The sequence below is a fragment of the Streptomyces sp. NPDC002994 genome, assembly GCF_040611155.1.
Classification (GTDB): domain Bacteria; phylum Actinomycetota; class Actinomycetes; order Streptomycetales; family Streptomycetaceae; genus Streptomyces.
In genome coordinates this window covers 210961-230580 of record NZ_JBEXNQ010000004.1, presented here as the reverse complement: position 1 = coordinate 230580, position 19620 = coordinate 210961, and the positions used below count along the sequence as shown (strand labels likewise).

Sequence of the window (19620 nt, the reverse complement as noted above, 5' to 3'; positions counted from 1 at the left end):
GGGCGTGTCGGTGCGGTCACTAACCAGGAAGCGCCCGCGGAGCGTCGCCGGACAGGTCTTCGTCCTCCAGGTGGCGATCGTGTTGCTGCTCGCCGCCGGTGCCGTGCTGGCACTGGTGCTTCAGGCGCGCCACGACGGCGATCGTGAGGCCCGTAACCGGTCGGTCGCGGTCGCGGAGACCTTCGCCCACTCGATCGGGCTCCAGGAGGCGCTGAAGGCCCCCGATCCGTCCAGGATCCTCCAGCCGCTCACGGAAGAGACACGCAGACGGGCGGGCGTCGACTTCATCGTGGTGATGGACACCCGCGGTATCCGCTACACGCACCCCCAGCCCGACCGGATCGGCCAGCGGTTCGTCGGCACGATCGAGCCGTCCCTGGCCGGCCGGGTGCACACCGAGAGCGTGGAAGGGCCTCTGGGCCAGGAGATACAGGCCATCGTCCCGGTGACCGCCGCCGACGGCGAGGTCGTGGCGCTGGTCTCGGCCGGTCTCACCGTGCAGAACGTCACCGGTGTGGTCGAACGGCAGCTCCCTGTCATCCTCGGCGTCAGCGCGGCCGGCCTGGCCGTGGCCACCATCGGCACGGCACTGGTCACCAGGCGGTTGCGGCGGCAGACCCACGGGCTCGGGACGCTTGAGATGACCCGTATGTACGAACACCACGACGCGGTCCTGCACGCCGTCCGGGAGGGCGTCCTGATCACCGACGGGGACGGCCGCCTGCTGCTGGCGAACGACGAGGCGAAACGGCTGCTCGATCTTCCGGCCGACGCGGAGGGACAGCACATCGGGCAGCTTCCCCGCCTCGACCAGAAGATGGCCGGCCTCCTGCTGTCCGGCCGGGAGGCCACGGACGAGGTCCTCGCGGCCGGGAACCGGCTGCTGGTGGTCAACCAACGGCCGACAAAACCCCACGGCCAGCCCGAGGGGACGGCGGTCACCATCCGCGACTCCACCGAGATGCGCGTCCTGACGCGCCGGGCCGACGCCGCTCGCCGACGGCTGAAACTGCTGTACGACGCGGGTGTCGGCATCGGTACCACGCTCGACGTGGTGCGCACGGCCGAGGAGCTGGCGGACGTCGCCGTACCGCGGTTCGCGGACTTCGTGACCGTCGATCTGGCGGACCAGGTGCTGCACGGCGACGAGCCGACCGGCTCGGGCGCGGACCTGCGGCGTACGGCGGTCAGCGGCATCCGCGACGACCAGCCCCTCTATCCGCGCGGCAAACTGATCGACTTCCTCCCGTCCACCCCGCAGGCCCGCGGGCTCGGCAGCGGCCAGGCCGAGCTGGTGCCCGACCTGTCCGACGCGCCGGGCTGGTTCGCCCAGGACCCGCCCGTGGCGCGGAGCATCGTCGAGTACGGCATCCACTCCCTCATCACAGCGCCCCTCAAAGCGCGGGGCGTGGTCCTCGGAGTGGTCAACTTCTGGCGCATGGAGAAGCCGGAACCCTTCGACGACGACGATCTGTCCCTGGCCGAGGAACTGGTCGCGCGGGCCGCGGTCAGTATCGACAACGCCCGCCGCTACACCCGCGAACACACCGTGGCCGTAGCGCTCCAGCGCAGTCTGCTGCCGCGCGGCCTCCCCGAACAGAGCGCCGTCGAGGTGGCGCACTACTACCTGCCCGCGCAGTCCGGGGTGGGCGGCGACTGGTTCGACGTGATCCCGCTGTCGGGCAGCCGCGTCGCCCTCGTCGTCGGTGACGTGGTCGGCCACGGGCTGCACGCCGCGGCCACCATGGGGCGGCTGCGTACGGCGGTGCACAACTTCTCGTCCCTCGACCTGCCGCCCGACGAGCTGCTGTCCCGTCTCGACGACCTCGTTCAGCGCATCGACCACAACGGCGAGGACGGCGCCGACGCCGACGCCGACGACGGCATGCTGGGTGCCACCTGTCTGTACGCCGTGTACGACCCGGTGTCCCGGCGCTGCGTCATGGCACGGGCGGGACACCCGCCGCCGCTGGTGGTCCGTCCCGACGGACCGGTGGAGATCCTTCAGCTGCCGACCGGACCGCCGCTGGGGCTGGGCGGGATGCCGTTCGAAACCGCCGAGCTGTACCTGGAAGAGGGCAGCCAGCTCGTGCTCTACACGGACGGGCTGATCGAGGACCGTACCCGTGACATCGATGAGGGACTGGAGCTGCTGCGCGGGGCCCTGAGCCATCCCGACCGGCACCCGCAGGAGAGCTGCCGGGCAGTTCTCGACGTCCTGCTGCCGGCTCGTCCGCGGGACGACGTGGCCCTGCTCATCGCCCGGACCAAGACACTCGGCGCGGACCGCGTGGCCGAGTGGGACGTGCCGTTCGAACCGAGCGCGGTCGGTGCCATGCGGGCCGTCGTCGTGAAGAAACTGGACGAATGGGGTCTGTCGGCTCTCGCGTTCGGTACGGAGCTGATCCTCAGCGAGCTGATCACCAACGCCATCCGCTACGGCTCCGCGCCGGTCCGGATACGGCTGCTGCGGGACCGCACACTGACGTGCGAGGTGTCCGACGGAAGCAGCACCTCACCTCATCTGCGTTACGCCGCCACCACGGACGAGGGAGGACGCGGACTGTTCCTGGTGGCGCAGCTGAGCCAGCGGTGGGGGACCCGGTACACGCCGGCGGGCAAGGTCATCTGGGCCGAGCAGGCGCTGCCGGGCGCCTCGGGAGACCCGGAACAGGAGCTCCTGGGCTTCTTCGACATCGACGACATCGACATCGACACGCTCTGAGGCTCATGTCCGTCCAAGGCTCATGTCCGCCGGGTGCGGGCCAGGAGCACCGCCACGTCGTCCTGTGCCAGGCGGGCGGCCAGCAGCTGTTCGAGGATGCCGTCGCAGAGGTCGTCCAGCGGCTGTTCGCGGTGGACCAGCGCCCGCGCGAGCTGCTCCAACCCCTCGTCGAGGTCCCTGTCACGGGCTTCGATGAGGCCGTCGGTGTAGAGCACCAGCAGGCTGCCCGGCGGCAGCGCCACCCGCTGGGTCCGGAAGTCCTCGCCTCCCGTCCCCAGGGGCACGCCTTGCGGACCGTCGAGGAACGTGATCCCCCCGCCGGCCGTGGCGACGGCCGGCGGGGGGTGGCCCGCTCTGGCGATCACGCAGGTGGCCGTCGTCGGGTCGTGGACGGCGTAGACACAGGTCGCCATCTCGTCCTCGCCCAGATCGGCGACGACGGCGTCGAGGGAGCGGAGCATCTGCGCAGGGGAGACGTTATGGCGGGCGAGCGTGCGTACCGCTGTGCGCAGTTGTCCCATGACGGCCGCCGCATGGATCCCGTGCCCCATCACGTCCCCGATGACAAGTCCGGTCCTGCCCTGGGGCAGTGTGATGACGTCGAACCAGTCGCCGCCGACGTCGTGGTCACTGGCGGGGAGGTAGCGCCCAGTGAGTTCGAGGCCGGTGACCTCGGGCAGCGCGTTGTTCGACAGGCTGCGCTGCAAGGTGAGGGCGGCCTCCCGCTGGCTCGTGTACATCCGCGCGTTGTCGATGTTCAGCGCGGCGCGCGCGACCAGCTCGTCGACGAGTACGCAGTCCTGCTCGTCGAACGGCTCGCGGGTGCGCAGTCGCGTGATCACCACCGCGCCGAGCACCTTGCCACGGGCGACCAGGGGGATCAGCCGCGCGGAACCCAGGGTCGTGAGGTACGTACGCAGCCTGTCGGCGCGGGGGTCGGTGATCAGCGCCGGGACGTCGGACTGGTACAGGTTCATGGGCAGACCGTCGGCGATGACCCGCTCGTACACGGAGCCGGGTGGAATCCGGAAGGTCATGCCCGGCACGAGTTTCGCCGTGGGGGCGGACGGTTCGGGGAAGGCGGCCGCCAGCCGGCGGACCACACCGCGGGTGGACGCGGCGGCCTCGTCCGGTTCCAGGACTTCTTCCAGCAGCTGTACGTCGGCCGAGTCGGCGAGCTGCGGCACGAGCAGCTGCACGACTTCCTCGGCGGTCTGCCGCAGGTCCAGGGTGGTGCCGATCCGGGTGCCGGCCTCGGCGAGCAGAGCGAAACGGTGCTGGGCCCGCTCGGCCTCGATCTGTGCCTGCTGGCCCTCGGTGATGTCGATGAGGGAGGCGATCAGCCCCAGCCGCCGGCCGGCGTTGTCGAGCAGCGGGGCGTACGAGCAGGACCAGGTGCGGTCGCGGTCGGGGTCGGCAGGGGTCCGGCCGGTCCGGCGGGCGTCGACCACGGTCGTGCCCCGCTCCAGGACCTGGCGCATCGTCGCCTCCAGCGCCGTGGCGTTGACGCCCGGCACCACCTCGGTCAGCCGCTTGCCCAGGTGCTCGGCGGCGGAGACACCGTTCATCCGGGCCAGGGCGTCGTTGACGCGCAGGAACCGGAGGTCCGGTCCGAGGGTGGCGAGGCCGATGGGTGACTGGGTGAAGAGGCTCTCGAGGGCCGCCAGAGAGTCCCGCATGTGCAGGACTTCCGAGGTCTCCACGGCGATCAGCAGGGTGCCCGGCCGTCCCCGCGGGTCGGTGGCGGGGACGATCCACATCTCCATCGTCACGTCGTGACCGTCGCGATGGCGCACCGGCAGGGTTCCGACGACGGTCTCTCCCCCCTGGACCCGCCGCGTCAGCTGATCGGCCAGTTCCCGGTTGCCGTCGGGAACCAGCAGGGGGGTGGCAGGACGGCCGATGACGTCTTCGGGCTGATGTCCGAGCAGGTCGCGGGCGGCCAGCGACCACTCGACGATGCGCCCGTCCGCGTCCTCGCGCCACAGCGCGATCGGAAGCAGTTCGCGGAGCACACCCGCGTACCCGACGACCGCCGGGGGCTGTGCCGGCACCTCGCCCGCCGACTGGTGTGTGTCCAACGCATCGACCTAACCCCGGGAGGGTGCATTTCCTACGGAATCACCTTATCCGAGGCTTCGGTGCGGAGCGCTTCCCCGGGGAATCGTGCTCAGGCCGCGGCTGTGGTGGGTGCCGCGCGAGCCGCTTCGTTCGTTAAAGTGAACGAAGGCGATGGAGGGGGAAGGCGTGAGCGACCACAGGGGCTCGATCCAGGAGATGCTGGCGGCCAATCTCCGGCGGGCAAGGGCCCTGCACGGGCTGTCGCTCTCCGAGCTGTCACGGCGCTCCGGGATCGGCAAGGCGACGCTGTCGCAGCTGGAGTCCGGGAGCGGCAACCCGACCATCGAGACGGTGTTCAGCCTGTCGCGCGCACTGGAAATGCCGGTGTCGGATCTGCTGGACGCGCGGCCACCCGGCGGCCTGACCGTGGTGCGCGCCGATGACGTGGAGGTGCTGAGCGGCGAGGGGGTCGACCTGCGCGCGCTCAGGCGGATCGACACGGGCGACACCGTCTTCGAGGTCTACGACCAGCAGTTCAGGGCGGATTGCCGGCAGGAGTCGCTCGGCCACACCGGTACCGAGCACACCGTCGTACAGTGCGGCAGGCTGGGCGTACGGGTGGACCGGCACGAGGTGGAGCTGGGCCCGGGCGACTATGTGGGCTTCGACGCGTCCCTGCCGCACGCATACCTCGCGACCGGGGGTCCGGTGCGCTCCGTACTGCTGCTGCAATACCGCAAGGACCAGGGGGCGCCGCAGGTGACGCCCCACCGCGATTCCTTGCCGCCGCTTGGCCGTTGACATGCCCCTCACCCCGCCATAGCCTCACCTTCGTTCGTTAAACCGAACGGAGGAGCGATGAGCGGAACGCGCGTGGCGGTGCTGGGCGCCGGGATCGTCGGTGCGGCCTGCGCTCGCGAACTCGCCCTCGCCGGCTTCCGCGTCACCGTCGTCGACCGGGGCGGCCCCGCCGCGGCGACCACCTCGCACGGCGAAGGCAACGTCCTCCTCTCCGACAAGGGCCCCGGCCCGGAGCTGCTGCTGGCCCAGCTGTCCCGGAGGCTCTGGCCCGAAGTGCTCGGCGCGATCGCCGAGCGGTCCGCGCGGGGGGCCGCGGCGGTGGCGGCGGTGGAGTGGGAGCCCAAGGGAGGCATCGTCGTCGCGACCACCGACGCCGGCGCCCGTGAGCTGGCCCGCTTCGCCGGCGCCCAGCGCGAGGCCGGCGTACGGGCGGAGGTCCTCGGCCCGGAAGCGCTCGCCGAGGCCGAGCCCCATGTCACCCGCGACCACACCGCGGCCCTGCACTACCCCGACGACGCCCAAGTGCAGCCCGCAGGCGCTGCCGTGGCACTGCTCACGGACGCACTCACGGCCGGTGCGGCGCTGCGGACCGGGTGCGAGGTGCTCGGGGCCGTCACGCGCGGGGGCCGCCTCATCGCCGTACGTACCTCGGCCGGCCTCCTCGATGCGGACCTGTTCGTCAACGCGGCGGGCCCGTGGGCCGGCGAGCTGGCCGCCCGCCTCGGGGCACCGGTCGACGTCCGGCCCCGGCGCGGCGACATCCTCGTAACGACTCCCCTGCCGCCCATGGTGTTCCACAAGGTCTACGACGCCGACTACGTGGGCGCGGTCGGCAACAGCGCGGAGGAATTGCAGACCTCGGCGGTGGTGGAGTCCACCCGGGCGGGCAGCGTTCTGCTGGGTTCCTCACGCCGTCGGGCCGGCTTCGACGACCGGCTGCGCCCCGAGGTGCTCTCGGCGATCGCCGCCAAGGCGCTGCGGCTGTTCCCCGGCCTGGCCGGCGTACCGGTGATGCGTGCGTACGGCGGCTTCCGCCCCTACGTGCCCGATCACCTTCCGGTCATCGGCTCCGACCCCCGGCTCCCGGGCCTGTGGCACGCCGGTGGCCACGAGGGCGCCGGGGTCGGCCTGTCACTCGGCACGGCGGTGATGTTGCGCGACCTGATGCTCAATCAGCCGACGGAGATCGACGCGACGGCGTTCCGGGTGGACCGTCCGGCCGTACTCGGCGCAGCCGCGCGCACCGGAAATGAGGAGACGATATGAGCCCGCGACGTGTCCCCGTGGAGAGCGACGCCGCCGGACGGCGTGACCGGCCGCTGCGGATCACCGTCGACGGCGAGCCCCTTGACGGTATCGCCGGCCAGAGTCTCGCGGGCGTGATGCTCGCCGCCGGCCGCCTGGCCTGGCGCCGCGGCCCCTCCGGCAGCGCCCGCGGGGTGTTCTGCGGCATCGGCGTCTGCTTCGACTGCCTGGTGACCGTGGGCACCGAGCGCGACGTGCGCGCCTGTCGGCGCCGGGCCCGCGACGGCGACGTGGTGACCACTCAGTCCCGGGTCGAGGAGGAGCGGTGACGCGCCGTCATGTCGTGGTGGTCGGCGCAGGTCCCGCCGGCCTCGCGGCGGCCGGCGCGGCGCTCGGCGCGGGCGCCGATGTGACGCTGATCGACACGGCGGAGCAGCCCGGCGGCCAGTACCACCGGATGCTGCCCGCCGCGTACGCCGCCGACCGTCCGGAGCGGCTCCAGCACGGCTGGGCGGCCTTCGACCGACAGCGCCGGCGGGTGCTGACCCATCCGCGCTGTACGTGGTGGCCGGAGACCGCGGTATGGGCGTTGGAGCGTCCGGCTCCGGGTGAAGCCGGTCCGTCACGGGTGCACGTACTGCGCGGAGAGGCCGACGGCAGTGACCGGCGGCGCCACGTGCTCGATCCCGACGCGCTGGTGCTCGCCGTCGGCGCTCACGACCGGGTGCTGCCCTTTCCCGGCTGGGAGCTGCCCGGGGTGTTCACGGCCGGCGCGGCACAGGCTCTGGCCAAGGGGGAACGGGTGGTGGTCGGCGACCGCGTGGTGATCGCCGGCACGGGACCGTTCCTGCTTCCGGTGGCCGCGTCGCTGCTGGAAGCCGGCTCGCGGGTACTGGAGGTACTCGAGGCCAACGGGCCGGCCACCGTGGCCCGGGGCTGGTCACGCCGCCCCTGGGACTTGGGCGCGCAGGCGGCCGCCGGAAAGGCCCGCGAACTCGTCGTGTATGCGGCGGGCCTGATCCGCCGTCGGGTGCCGTACCGGACCGGGCGCGCCGTCATCGAGGCGCGCGGCCGGGGCCGGGTGGAAGAGGTCGTCACCGCGCGGCTGCGGCCGGACTGGTCGGTGCTGCCGGGCAGCGAGCGGACCACGGCGGTGGACGCGCTGTGCGTCACGCACGGCTTCAGCCCGCAGCTGGAGTTGCCGCTGGCCGCGGGCTGCGCGCTGCACGCGTCGTACGGCGGCGAGTTCGTGGCGGTCGACGACGACCAGCGCACCAGCCGCCCCGAGACGTATGCCGCCGGCGAGATCACCGGCATCGCCGGCGCCCCGGCCGCGCGCGCGGAGGGTGCCGTCGCCGGGTGGATCGCCGGCGGCGGCGACCCGGCGGCCCCTGCCCTCGGCCGCCTGCGCCGGAGCCGGGACCAGGGCCGGACCTTCGCCGGGCGGCTGGCCCGGGCGCACCCCATCGGCGCGGCCTGGTCCGGGTGGCTGCGGCCGGACACGGTGGTCTGCCGCTGCGAGGAGACGGACTACGCCACGCTCCGCAAGGCCCTCACCCACCCGGCAGGCGCCGCGGCGCGCGTCGCCAAGCTGGAGACCCGGGCCGGACTCGGCCCGTGTCAGGCCCGCATCTGCGGCCCCACCGTCGCCGAACTCAGCGCGCGGCTGGGCAGCACTCCCGCGGCCGGCCCCGGCCCCGTGGACGGGCTGCCGCCCGCCTGCCCGCACCGTCGGCCGATCGCCCAGCCCATTCGGCTCGGCGAACTGGCCGCGCCCCCCGACCCGACGAAGGAGAACGATTCGTGAGCGACACCACGCAGCAGCTCAGCACTCTTCGGGGGCTCGGCGCTCTCGGCGGCGTAATCGTGGCCACAGCCCTCCCCTATTACGAGAGCGCGTCGGCGCCGGCCGGGCTGGCAGTGGACTACGACCGTTACGCCGAACACTGCAAGTGGCTGGTGGACAACGGCTGTCACGGAGTCGGCCCGAACGGCTCGCTGGGCGAATACTCCTCCCTGACGGACGAGGAGCGGCGGGCGGTGGCCCGTACCGCGATCGAGGCGGTGGACGGCTCCGGCACGGTCGTCGTGGGCGTGCACGGCGCCGGCTCGCACCAGGCCAGGCACTGGGCCGAGATCGCGGCCGAGGACGGGGCCGACGGGCTGTTGTGCCTGCCGCCGACGATGTATCGCGCCAACCGGGACGAGGTCCTGGCGCACTACGAAGCGGTCGCGTCCGTAGGCCTTCCGGTGATGGTCTACAACAACCCCATCGACACCAAGGTCGACCTGACCCCGGGCCTGCTCGCCGAGATCGCGCAGATCGACAACATCGTCGCGGTGAAGGAGTTCTCCGGCGACGTGCGACGCGTACTGGAGATCAAGGAGCGGGCGCCCGGCCTTGAGGTGATCAGCGGCGCCGACGACGTCGTGCTGGAGAGCCTGCTGATGGGAGCCACCGGCTGGTTCGCCGGCTTCCCGAACGTGTTTCCCGCCGCGTCGGCCCTGCTGTTCGAGCTGGCCACCACCGGCAAGCCGGCGGAGGCCCGCGCGCTCTACGAGCCACTGGTCGCCGCCTTCCGGTGGGACTCCCGTACCGAATTCGTACAGGCCATCAAGCTCGGCATGGAGCAGGTCGGCCGCTTCGGCGGCGCCTGTCGCCCGCCCCGCGGCCCCCTGTCCCCGGCTCAGCGTGAGCAGATCGGCGCCGACATGGCCCGCGCCGTCGCGGCGCTCGGGAAGCGGTCGGCCTGATGCGTTCGGTCCGTACGATCAGCGCGGTCGACTCCCACACCGAAGGCATGCCCACCCGGGTGGTCACGGGCGGTGTCGGCCCCGTCCCTGGCGACACCATGGCCGAGCGCCGCCGCTACGCCGTGGACCACCTCGACCCGCTGCGCCGGTATCTGGTCGACGAGCCGCGCGGACACGCGGCGATGAGCGGCGCGATCCTCCAGCCGCCGACCCGGCCGGACGCCGATTGGGGCGTGCTCTACATCGAGGTGAGCGGATTCCTGCCGATGTGCGGGCACGGCACCATCGGCGTGGCCACCGTGCTGGTGGAGACCGGAATGGTCACGGTGACCGAGCCGGAGACGGTCGTACGCCTCGACACACCCGCCGGGCTGGTGGAGGCGCGCGTCACCGTCCGCGACGGCGTGGCCGAACGCGTCACCTTGCGCAATGTGGATGCTTTCGTCACTGAGCTGGACGCGGCCGTGGAGGTCCCGGGCGTGGGTGTCGTCCGCTACGACATGGCGTACGGCGGAAATTTCTACGCCATCGTGGAACTGGAGCAGCTGGGGCTCCCGTTCGACCGGGCGCGCAAGGACGAGATTCTCGCCGCCGGCCTGTCGATCATGGAGGCGGTGAATGAGCAGAGGCGGCCGGTGCATCGGCTGGATCCGCTCATCGGCGGTTGCAAGCACGTGCAGTTCATCGCCCCCGGCTCGCATGCCAGGCATTCCCGCAACGCCATGGCCATTCACCCCGGTTGGTTCGACCGCTCACCGTGCGGCACCGGAACGTCCGCGCGCATGGCGCAGTTGCACGCTCGCGGGGAGCTCCCGCTGAACACGGAGTTCGTCAACGAGTCGTTCATCGGCACCCGGTTCACCGGACGCCTGCTCGCCGCGACCGAGGTGGCCGGCCTGCCGGCCGTCGTGCCGGAGTTCTCCGGCCGGGCGTGGATCACCGGGACTGCGAACTACCTCCTCGATCCGGGCGATCCGTTCCCCCACGGGTTCGTGCTGTAGTCAGCTATCCCCTGAGAAGTACGCCTCAGGGGTGACTTTCGCAGACGGATCTCCTTCTGCGGAAGGTTTACCCCGGAAGAAACGGATGATGCGATAGCAGGCCGATCATGTGAAAAGCTGAAAGGCCTTTGATGAGTGGCATGCTGAAGCGTCCCAAGGATCGCTTAGGTCACGCGCAGACCGGCGTCCGTACGCACGCCGGTCTGCGCGTGACCTCCGTGGCAAGCACCCTGCGCTGGGCGTCTTCGCGATGGAGCTTCGTGGAGGAGGAAGTCGCGGGCCTGCGGCCCTTCGTGCGGCCGGGCGCCGTCTGCCTCGACATCGGTGCCGAGTACGGCCTCTACACCTGGGCCCTGTCCGCGCTCACCGGACCGTCCGGAGCGGTGCACAGTGTGGAACCGCTGCCCGGCCCCGCGCGCTGGCTGCGTACCGCGGCCTCGGCCCTGGGCTGCGACAACGTCACCGTGCACCGCACGGCCTTCGGCGAGCGAGCACAGCAGGGGACGATGAGTCTGCCCCGGCGCCGGCTGCTGCCCGTCCACGGCCGTGCCTACCTGACCGAGGGATCGTCCGGTCCCGGCCCCAACTCCGAATTCCCCACGTCCCGTTCGGTGGCCACTCCGGTGCGGACGGTGGACGGCATGTGCACATATCTGGGGCTGGACCAGGTCGACTTCATCAAAGCCGATGTCGAAGGCGCCGAGGCGGCCGTGCTGTTGGGAGCCAAGAACACGCTGTCGCGTCATCGGCCCGCCTTGTTGCTGGAGATCGAGGACCGTCACCTCGCGAAGTACGACATGAAGTCGGCCGAACTCGTGAGCCGGCTGGGTGGCCTCGACTACGACATGTACCGCTGGCGCCACGGGGTTTGGGATCGCGTCGCCGATGTAAACGACGACTGCCGCAATTACCTCTTCACGGCTGAACCGATCCCCTCCAGCTGAAAGATCCGGACACTTCCATGGGCTCCACCACTCTTGTCATAACCAACGACTTCCCGCCCCGTCAGGGCGGAATAGAGACTTTCGTACACGCGATGGCCACGCGTGTGCCGGACAACGACGTTGTCGTCTACACCTCGCGGGAGCCGGGCGACACCGCGTACGACGCGACCCTGCCGTTTCCTGTCGTACGGGACCGCAGCGGCATGCTGTTGCCGACCCGGCGGGTCACCAGGCGGGCCGTTGAGATTGCCAGGGCCCACGGCTGCGACAGGGTGTGGTTCGGGGCCGCGGCGCCGCTCGCCCTGATGGCACCGGCTCTGCGCCACACCGGCGTACGCCGCATCGTCGCGACCACGCACGGGCACGAGATCTGGTGGGCCAGGACGCCCGGCCCGCGCCAGATGATGCGTCGGATCGGAGCAGGCGTCGACGTCGTCACCTATCTCGGCCAGTACACGCGTGACCGGATCGAGCCCGCTCTCGGCCCCCGCGCGCGGATGAGCCGCCTGGTACCGGGTGTCGACCCGCAGGCGTACCGGCCGGACACCGCTGCGGCCCTCGACGTGCGTACGGAGTTGGGCCTGCACGGGAAGCGCGTGATCCTCTGCGTGGCCCGTCTGGTCCCGCGCAAGGGCCAGGACCAGCTGATCCGCGCCCTGCCCCTGATCCGGCGACAGGTGCCCGACGCGGTGCTGCTGGTGGTCGGCCTGGGCCCCCACGAGGCCCGGCTGCGGAAGCTCGCGCTGACCCATGCCGACGGCTCGGTCCTCTTCCTGGGCGGAAAGACGCACGCCGAGACACCGCGGTACTACGCCGCGGCGGACGTCTTCGCCATGCCGTGCCGCACCCGGAAGGCCGGGCTGGAGGCGGAGGGGCTCGGCATCGTGTTCCTGGAGGCCGCGGCGAGCGGACTCCCGGTGGTCGTCGGCGACTCCGGCGGCGCTCCGGACACCTTGCTGGACGGCGTGACCGGTCACGTCGTGGACGGCACGGACACCGCTGCCGTCGCCGACGCGCTGACCCGGATACTGCTCGACACCGACCGGGCCGCCGAGATGGGCGCAGCGGGCCGCAGCTGGGTTCAGAAGTCCTGGTCGTGGGATGCGTCGGCCCGTCACCTGACGCGGCTGCTGACACCCGAGCGCGCCACGGTGGTCGTGCCCGGGCAGGAGTAGGGCCCGGCGTACCTCGGCGGGCCGCCACCACCGTGAGCTTCGCGATGTCGGGGGCGTAGACGGCAATCCAGTGCGGATGCAGCCGGTAGTGGACCACGTCGGGCCTTGGCGGCGCCGCGCGCCGTGCCGAAGTGCCACTTTCCGTGCGGGAAGTGCCCGTCCACACCGCTGATCCGCGGCTCGCCCTTCGCCGTCACGGTGGACAGGGCGAGGGTGTACATGCCGGTGAGGACCTGGGTGAGCTGCTCCACGGTCAGTGTGCGCTCGGTGTTGATGATCGAGCGCGGGTGCGAGGTGGAGCGGGGGTCACTGCGGCCACGGCCACCCTCTCCCCGGTGTCGCGAGCGACAATGCGCGACCGCCCCTGTTCGTACGTACGGAACGCCGCCCAGCAGGCCAGCAGGGCGAGCGCGAACACCGGCAGCCAGGCCACCCGGGCGAGCACCCAGACGGGGCTGTCGGGGACGGTGTGCAGGCCGGTCAGGGGTGCGCCCACGAGCAGGCCGAGGGCGGTGACGGCGATCATCGCGGTCTGGTGCCAGAGGAAGACGGTCATCGCGAAGAGGTTCACCAGTGCCACCGCCGCCCAGGCGGCGGGGCGCCGCAGCGCTCGCCGCAGCGGGCCGAGCAGCAGCAGGGCGGCGCCGCACTGGGCGAGCCCGAAGGAGACGACGGCGAGGCTGGGCGGGTCGAGATTGGAGACCGGAACGCCGGGCACCCCGACCATGGACGCCGGATAGCCCGCCCACAGGACGAGTCCGGCGGCGACGACGGCGCCACCGAGCAGCAGCACCCAGCCGGTCGCACGGCCCCGCAGGGCACTCCGGGCCCAGGCGGTGCCCAGGCAGTACGGGACCAGCCAGCCGGCCGGGACATTGATCCAGCCGAGCCAGGCCGGGCCGTCGAGGCCGAGGCGGAACAGGTCGACGTACAGGACGACGGCCAACGGCCACAGCGGGTGCAGCTTCGCCACCAGCGGGGTCGCCGCTGTCAGCCCCGCGAAGACCAGCAGGAACCAGAGCGGGGACCACACCAGCTTGCACAGCGCGCGGATGGTGTCCTGGTTCGTCCCGGAAGCGAGCATCACGCCCGCCACCACGGTCCACACCCCCACCAGGACGGCGACCGGCCGCAACAGCCGGGCCATCCGGGCACCGAGCCACGCGCCGTACGTCACGCCCCGGGCGCGGGAGGAGGCGTAACTCTTCGCGCTCACCTGCCCACCCACCAGGAAGAAGACCGCGAGGGTCTGTAACACCCAGGACACCGGCGTGAGTTCGGGCATGTAGCGGAGCGGGCTGGCACCGCGCACCGTGCCGCTGTCGCTGACGAGTGCGGTCACCAGCCAGTGGCCCAACACCACGCCCAGGATGGCCATGGCCCGCAGAGCGTCGACGGCACGGTCGCGGTCGGGAGGAGTCGCGGAGTCGATCCGCCGGGCGAAGTCACGCATGACGGCTCCCCCGGGCTTCTCCGGACGCGGGCTCTCCGGACGCGGCTTCTCCGGCGACGATCCGGGCGATGCTCCGCAGCGACACGGAATCGCGCTTCAGGTAGTCGCTGTGGCCGCTGTCGCCCGCCGCGAAAAGCCGGGCGCCGAACTCGGGCGACACCGGGTCCGTCCCGAAGCCGACTGTGGTGAACGGCAGTTCGAGCGCGGCGTGGGGAACATGGGCGACCCAGTCGGTGCTGCCCCGGCCTGCCCAGACAGTGGCCCGGGTATGGAGCGCGGCGGCGTTGTCATGGCCGGTACCGGGGCTGCCGTAGAGAACGATGTCAGCGACTTCCAGGCCGGACGCGGCCCGGCCACAGACGACGGAACCGTAGGAGTGACAGAGGAGGGAGGTCCGGGCGGCGGGCCTGAGATCGATCAACCACCGTACGAACTCGCGCAGTTCAGGGGCGGCGCGGTCGGCCCGTCCCGGAGTCGTCACCGCCGGGCTCACCGTGGCGGGCGGGTCGTATCCGAGCCAGGCGACTACGGCGGACCCTTCGCCCAGCTCCCGCTCGAGCGCGACGGAGTCGCGTCGTAGGCGCCAGTACGTGTCGAGACTGGTGTCCGAGCCCGGGACCAGTACGGCGATCCGCTCGGCCCGCGACAAGTCGCCGTACACCTCGACGCTGCGGCCGCCGTCACGGCCGTCGAAGGAGAGGAAGTGGCGCTCGGGGCCCGCCATGGTGCGCAGTCCGGCGGCCCGCTTGCGGTCACCGTGGCCGACGGCCATCCGCTCGGCCGCCCGGATGCCGTCACGCGTGGCGGCGTACCGCTCGGCGAGCGCGGTGGGGGTCGCGGCGCGCATCGGGGCAAGGAGGGCCGGAACAGGCGCCGGGACCGCCGCCGGGCGGGCCGCCCCCGACACCGGCACTGCCACCGAGACGGTGATGAGTGCGGCGAGCAGGGTGCGGCGCAGAGTGTTTCCGCGTGAGCCGGGCGACGCCATGGGCAGGTGGTCCTTCCGTACCGGAAATCCTTCGGACTCCGGCACTGAAGTTACGGATCACGCTTCGTGGTCTGCGTCCCTCCTTGGAGGGCACCTTCCAGGTAGCTCTCAGGTACTACGGGGCGGGCGCAGGGCGGTCGTTGGGGCCGTCCAACCGCTATCTGACCTTTCGTACGGCGCTGTCGGCCGTCTATCGTCCCGACTGACCGGGTGCTCGGATATCCAGGCCGTCACGTTGCTGTTCAACTCAGGGAATGGACGCAGTCGTTATGCGCTCAGCATTGGTGACCGGCACAGGACTGATGGGCACGTCGGTGGCGTTGGCTCTGCGGGCGCGCGACGTGACCGTACATCTTCGGTACCGCCGCCGCTGGTCGGCAGGGTGCTGGCGGACGTACAGGCACAGGGTCTGGCGCGGCACTACACGGATGTGGCGAGCGTCAAAGCGGAGCCGCAGCAAGATGCCATCGCCCTCCGTTGCGACACCTCGCACTACATCGGCGGCCACCCGATGGCCGGCGCGGCCGGCAGCGGCCCGCTGACCGCCCGGGCCGACCTGTTCGAGGGGCGTACGTGGGCGCTCACACCGACGGCAGACACCGATACCGAGACGCTCAACACGGCCTTGGAGCTGGTGTCGTTGTGCGGCGCTGTGCCGGTCGTGATGCAGGCTGCCGTGCATGACCGTGCCGTCGCGCTGGTTTCGCACGCACCTCATGTCGTGGCGAGCCTGGTCGCCATGCGCCTGGAGCATGCCGAGGAACGTACGGTGAGCCTCGCGGGACCGGGCCTGCGGGACCTCCCCCGCATCGCGGAAGCCGACCCCCGGCTGTGGCTGGACATACTGAGCGCCAACGCCGGCGCCGTGGCCGACCTGCTTGAGGAACTGGGCTCCGACCTGGGCGAGATGGTCGACGGTCTGCGTGCCATCACCGCGACGGATGAGACCAGGCGCAGCCGCGGTGTGGAGATCGTCGAGAACGTGCTGCGCAGGGGCAAGTCGGGGCGCGCCCGGATCTCCGGCAAACATGTGCCACCTGCCAGCTGGCCGGACTGGTCCACGACAGTGTCGCGCCCGGCCTGACGGCGCCGTTGAGAAAGGCCCTTCAGGCACGGGGATGGCGGGAGCGCTGAATCGCCGGGGCTCAGTAGGCGGAGTCGACGTTGTCGATGGAGCCGTACTTGTCAGCGGCGTAGTTGGCGGCCGCGGTGATGTTGGCGACCGGGTCGGTCAGATCCTGCGGGGTGCCCGCGACGTGGTAGGCGTCGAAGGTGGGCTGGATCACCTGCAGCAGGCCCTTGGACGGCGTGCCGTTCTGCGCGTTGATGTCCCAGCCGTTGGCTGCGTCGGGGTCGCCGCCGGACTCACGCATGATGTTGCGGTGCAGCCCCTCGTAGGTGCCCGGGATGCCCTTGGCCTTCATGATGTCCAGGGCCTCGCGGATCCAGCCGTCCAGGTTGTCCGGGTACGAGGGCGCCTTCTCCGCCTTCTCGGCCTTCTCCGCCTTCTCCGCCTTCTCGGCCTTCTTCGCAATGGCGTCGGCCTGCGCGAAGACTCCGGCTGCCGAGACCGTGGCCGCCGCGGACACGCCGTGCGTGGCCGGCTCGGCGGCCTGCGCGGGGGACGGGGCGAGGGTCAGGGCCACTGCTGCGGCTCCTGCGGCGCACATACCGGAAGCCGAGAACTTACGGATGCGGGCGGTACGGGTGGCACGGATGAGGGACTGCGCGGGCGTACGGATAGAAAGTCTCCATTCAGGTGCTGTCAGGGACAGCCGCGGGGGCCGGCGACGGCCAAGCGGAGCAATCAGCTCCCCGGGGCTCGATCCATGGTTAACGGCTGACCGAGATGTCGGCAATGACCGCCTTTACTGCTCGTCTACGTAGTAAGAGACGACGAGAGGCCGACCGGCGCGCCCCAGCGCGGCAGGGCCGCGCGACGGGGCTACTACCCCGCTTCGTATGTGACGCAGGACCTATGGGCCGACTCACAGCCACAGGCTCCCGGCGGGGGGAAAGCGCTCGGCGTGGGATCACCGAAGTCGGGCGACGGGATGTACGGCTCCGCCAGGCAGCGAGGTCCGCGCACAGCCGGCCTCGCCGGGCAGCCGCGGCCTGTACCGGGCCGCCATCATCCAGAGCGGTACGTTCGGCGACTGCGCGGGCCACACGCGCGCCGCGCGCTCGGGGCGGGCAGGACATGCCGGAACAGGGTCGGCGACCGGGTCGGGTGCTTCAGCCGCGTACGGCGTCCGAGGGGCGGCAACGCCACTACGACGGGCCTGGGAGCCGCGCACCACTGCGATCTGTGGGGCGCGGCATGAGCGTAGGTCCGTGGGCTACGGCCGGCGGCGCGGTTTGCCGCGCTTGCCGCCCTTCGGGCCGCCGGATCCGCCTCGGGGGTTCTTGCCGGTCGACTTGCCGGCTGCGGACTTCCGCTGGGCCGCCGCGCCTGCGGCGGGGCGCTTTTTGCGCTTCGGCTCTGCTTCGGCCGGGGGCCGGCCCCGCGTGCTGTTGACGGTACGCCCGCGAACGATGCCGATGAATTGCTCGACCAGGTCGGTGGTCGCGTCCTCGGGCCACGACAGCGCGACGCGCGACTGGGGGGCGTCCGGCACCGGCCGGAATGTGAGGTCCTTGCGGTGGTGCAGGCGGGCGAGCGACTGCGGCACGACGAGTACGCCCACCCCTGCCGCCACCAGCTCGACGGCGTCCGCCGTCGTGGCGGGTCGCTCGTTCGCGGGCAGTCCCGGCCGACGCTCCCAGACAAGGGTGTCGTCGAGGGGGTCCAGCACGAGCTCGTCGGCAAGATCCTCTGTGGACACCTCGTCGAGCGCCGCCACGTGGTGGTCCTTCGGGATCACCACGACCGTCGTCTCGGTGTAGAGAGGAATCGCGCTGAGATCCGTCCGGTCGACCGGCAACCGCACGAAACCCGCGTCGGCGCCACCGCCCCGCAGCACGTCGAATGCCTCGGCGGCGGGCACCCCGAGGAGAGTGAGGGGGACTTCCGGCAGCCGCTCGTTCCAGATCCGTACCCACTTCGTGGGCATCACTCCCGGCACGTATGCGAGCCGGAACAAAGGGGATACTTCCGAGCCTGTCACCCCGCAAGGTTACCGTCATGGTCAGAGGTGGCACGCACGCTCGATACCCTTGACACATGACGTCGCACCAGAACACCCAGACCATGAAGCCCGCCACCGCGGCGAAGAAGCTGGGTGTGTACCTCGAGGCCACCCCCGCCGAGTTCCAGGAGGGTGTCGTCTCGCGCACCGAATTGAACGCGCTGCAGGCCGATCCGCCCCAGTGGCTGCTGGACCTGCGGGCAAAGGGCCCGCACCCCCGCCCCGTGGTCGCGGCCAAGCTGGGCGTCTCCATCGCTGGTCTCGCGCGTGGCGGAATCACGGAACCGCTCACCACGGAGCAGATCGAGGCGCTGAAGGCGGACGGTCCCGAGTGGCTGCAGCAGGAGCGCGCCAACCTGGCCGAGGTGCGGAAGGAAGCGGTGCGTATCAAGGAGAAGAACGCGGAGCGCGCGCAGCTGCGCGCGGCAGACCCGACCGACTGAGCTACTGAGCTACTGAGCTACTGAGCTAACGGCGCTCCAGCGCCCCCCGGACGAAAGCCGCCTGGCCGGCGTGCTGGAGGTCGTCGGCGATGACACTGACGAGGCGGACACCCAGCGTGACCGGGGGCGACCAGCTCTCGTCGACGATCCGGTCCAGGTCCTTGTCGCGCAGGTCGCGGATGAAGCTCACGGTGCGCTCGTGGACCGCGTCGTAATAGCCGAGCAGCAGCTCGTCCGAGCTCACCCGCACGGCCGCTACCTGCTTGCTGCTGTGGCCGTAGCCGGTCGCCTCCTTCGCGAAGGGCAGAGCGAAGCGGGCGGCCCAGTCCTCGGTGAACCAGATCTGTTCGACCCCGGCCACGCCCGCGACGTGGTCGTCCTGGATCCGCGTGAGGTGCCACACGAGCCAGGCGATGGAATTCGCCCCCTCGTCCAGCCGCGCGTTGAGGTCATCGGGCGGAAGGCCTTCGACGGCCTCGTGCACCACTTCCCGGATCCGTCCGAACGCATCCACCAGCATGCCGGCACTGTTCATACAACCACCATGGCCGCTCACCTCGGCCCTCCGCGCGATCGACACGCACCGTAGGGCTGTGGCGAACCGTCACCGTCACTCGTTCCGTGCCGCCACCCGCTCACATCTTTGCCCCGTGTGTCCGCTTCGGCCCGGTCGCTCAGGCGCAACTGTTCCTCCTCCGTGTACTCGACCCGCTTCATGGCCATGCGCAGCAGCGGCGGCGCCATGACCGAGGTCACCACCGCGACGAGGACGATGATCGTGTAGCTGTTGGTGTCGAGGATGCCCAGCCGCAGGCCGGGCGCGCCCAGGTAGGCGCCGGTGAACTTGCCGAAGATCGCGACCGCGAGCACGATCGGGGCCACAGACGAAGGCTCCGAGGGTG

17 protein-coding genes and 2 pseudogenes are annotated in these 19620 nt (G+C 71.3%); 11 read left to right on the top strand and 8 right to left on the bottom strand.

Features of this window, described 5'->3' with window-relative positions; genetic code table 11:
- Positions 1–4: 4 nt before the first annotated feature.
- Complete coding sequence (locus ABZX79_RS06655; protein WP_355252641.1) at positions 5–2725, top strand: SpoIIE family protein phosphatase; 2721 nt, start codon at positions 5–7, stop codon at positions 2723–2725.
- Positions 2726–2745: 20 nt separating this feature from the next.
- Here ABZX79_RS06655 and ABZX79_RS06650 read toward each other — a convergent pair whose 3' ends face one another.
- A complete protein-coding gene (locus tag ABZX79_RS06650; protein ID WP_355252638.1) occupies positions 2746–4806 on the bottom strand; it encodes a SpoIIE family protein phosphatase in 2061 nt (686 codons plus the stop codon).
- Positions 4807–4972: 166 nt separating this feature from the next.
- On the opposite strand from ABZX79_RS06650, the gene ABZX79_RS06645 reads away from it, so the two are divergent.
- The 8 genes from ABZX79_RS06645 (at position 4973) to ABZX79_RS06610 (ending at position 12706) form a co-directional block, all read left to right on the top strand.
- The gene (locus ABZX79_RS06645; RefSeq protein WP_355252635.1) at positions 4973–5587 is read left to right on the top strand and encodes an XRE family transcriptional regulator; all 615 of its coding nucleotides are present in this window, start codon (positions 4973–4975) and stop codon (positions 5585–5587) included.
- 57 nt (positions 5588–5644) lie between these two features.
- On the top strand, positions 5645–6853 hold the full coding sequence (locus tag ABZX79_RS06640; RefSeq protein ID WP_355252632.1) for an FAD-dependent oxidoreductase: 1209 nt from the start codon (positions 5645–5647) through the stop codon (positions 6851–6853).
- Entirely contained in the window at positions 6850–7161 is a 312-nt protein-coding gene (locus ABZX79_RS06635) for a (2Fe-2S)-binding protein (RefSeq protein ID WP_355252629.1), read from the top strand. Before ABZX79_RS06640 ends, ABZX79_RS06635 begins: the two co-directional genes overlap by 4 nt.
- Positions 7158–8639 (top strand): FAD/NAD(P)-binding oxidoreductase, encoded by a 1482-nt coding sequence (locus ABZX79_RS06630; protein WP_355252626.1) that lies wholly within the window; start codon positions 7158–7160, stop codon positions 8637–8639. The genes ABZX79_RS06635 and ABZX79_RS06630 overlap by 4 nt, the downstream gene beginning before the upstream one ends.
- Entirely contained in the window at positions 8636–9586 is a 951-nt protein-coding gene (locus ABZX79_RS06625; RefSeq protein ID WP_355252623.1) for a dihydrodipicolinate synthase family protein, read from the top strand. The genes ABZX79_RS06630 and ABZX79_RS06625 overlap by 4 nt, the downstream gene beginning before the upstream one ends.
- A complete protein-coding gene (locus ABZX79_RS06620; protein ID WP_355252620.1) occupies positions 9586–10587 on the top strand; it encodes a proline racemase family protein in 1002 nt (333 codons plus the stop codon). Before ABZX79_RS06625 ends, ABZX79_RS06620 begins: the two co-directional genes overlap by 1 nt.
- A gap of 140 nt (positions 10588–10727) precedes the next feature.
- Complete coding sequence (locus ABZX79_RS06615; protein ID WP_355252618.1) at positions 10728–11531, top strand: FkbM family methyltransferase; 804 nt, start codon at positions 10728–10730, stop codon at positions 11529–11531.
- Positions 11532–11548: 17 nt separating this feature from the next.
- Positions 11549–12706 (top strand): glycosyltransferase family 4 protein, encoded by a 1158-nt coding sequence (locus tag ABZX79_RS06610; protein ID WP_355252615.1) that lies wholly within the window; start codon positions 11549–11551, stop codon positions 12704–12706.
- Between the two features lie 31 nt (positions 12707–12737).
- Here ABZX79_RS06610 and ABZX79_RS06605 read toward each other — a convergent pair.
- The 3 genes and pseudogenes from ABZX79_RS06605 to ABZX79_RS06595 form a co-directional block, all read right to left on the bottom strand.
- Positions 12738–13005: pseudogene (locus tag ABZX79_RS06605) on the bottom strand (hypothetical protein); the annotation flags it as partial.
- Positions 12960–14159 (bottom strand): acyltransferase, encoded by a 1200-nt coding sequence (locus ABZX79_RS06600; protein WP_355252612.1) that lies wholly within the window; start codon positions 14157–14159, stop codon positions 12960–12962. The gene ABZX79_RS06600 and the pseudogene ABZX79_RS06605, both read right to left, overlap by 46 nt.
- Entirely contained in the window at positions 14152–15147 is a 996-nt protein-coding gene (locus tag ABZX79_RS06595; protein WP_355252609.1) for an alpha/beta hydrolase, read from the bottom strand. The genes ABZX79_RS06600 and ABZX79_RS06595 overlap by 8 nt, the downstream gene beginning before the upstream one ends.
- Positions 15148–15416: 269 nt before the next feature.
- Between ABZX79_RS06595 and ABZX79_RS06590 the strand changes: the two are divergent.
- A pseudogene (locus tag ABZX79_RS06590) lies at positions 15417–16281 on the top strand (prephenate dehydrogenase/arogenate dehydrogenase family protein).
- 11 nt (positions 16282–16292) lie between these two features.
- Here the strand turns inward: ABZX79_RS06590 and ABZX79_RS06585 are convergent.
- Entirely contained in the window at positions 16293–16817 is a 525-nt protein-coding gene (locus tag ABZX79_RS06585) for a transglycosylase SLT domain-containing protein (protein ID WP_355252606.1), read from the bottom strand.
- 669 nt (positions 16818–17486) lie between these two features.
- Positions 17487–18254, bottom strand: coding sequence for a LysR substrate-binding domain-containing protein (locus tag ABZX79_RS06580; protein WP_355252604.1), 768 nt, complete (start codon positions 18252–18254; stop codon positions 17487–17489).
- Positions 18255–18310: 56 nt separating this feature from the next.
- Between ABZX79_RS06580 and ABZX79_RS06575 the strand changes: the two genes are divergently transcribed.
- Positions 18311–18718, top strand: coding sequence for a DUF5997 family protein (locus tag ABZX79_RS06575; RefSeq protein ID WP_355252602.1), 408 nt, complete (start codon positions 18311–18313; stop codon positions 18716–18718).
- Between the two features lie 25 nt (positions 18719–18743).
- Here the strand turns inward: ABZX79_RS06575 and ABZX79_RS06570 are convergent, their stop codons facing one another.
- Both ABZX79_RS06570 and ABZX79_RS06565 read right to left on the bottom strand, forming a co-directional pair.
- Complete coding sequence (locus tag ABZX79_RS06570) at positions 18744–19253, bottom strand: DUF664 domain-containing protein (protein ID WP_355252599.1); 510 nt, start codon at positions 19251–19253, stop codon at positions 18744–18746.
- 17 nt (positions 19254–19270) lie between these two features.
- A complete protein-coding gene (locus ABZX79_RS06565) occupies positions 19271–19600 on the bottom strand; it encodes a hypothetical protein (protein WP_355252596.1) in 330 nt (109 codons plus the stop codon).
- Between the last annotated feature and the right edge of the window lie 20 nt (positions 19601–19620).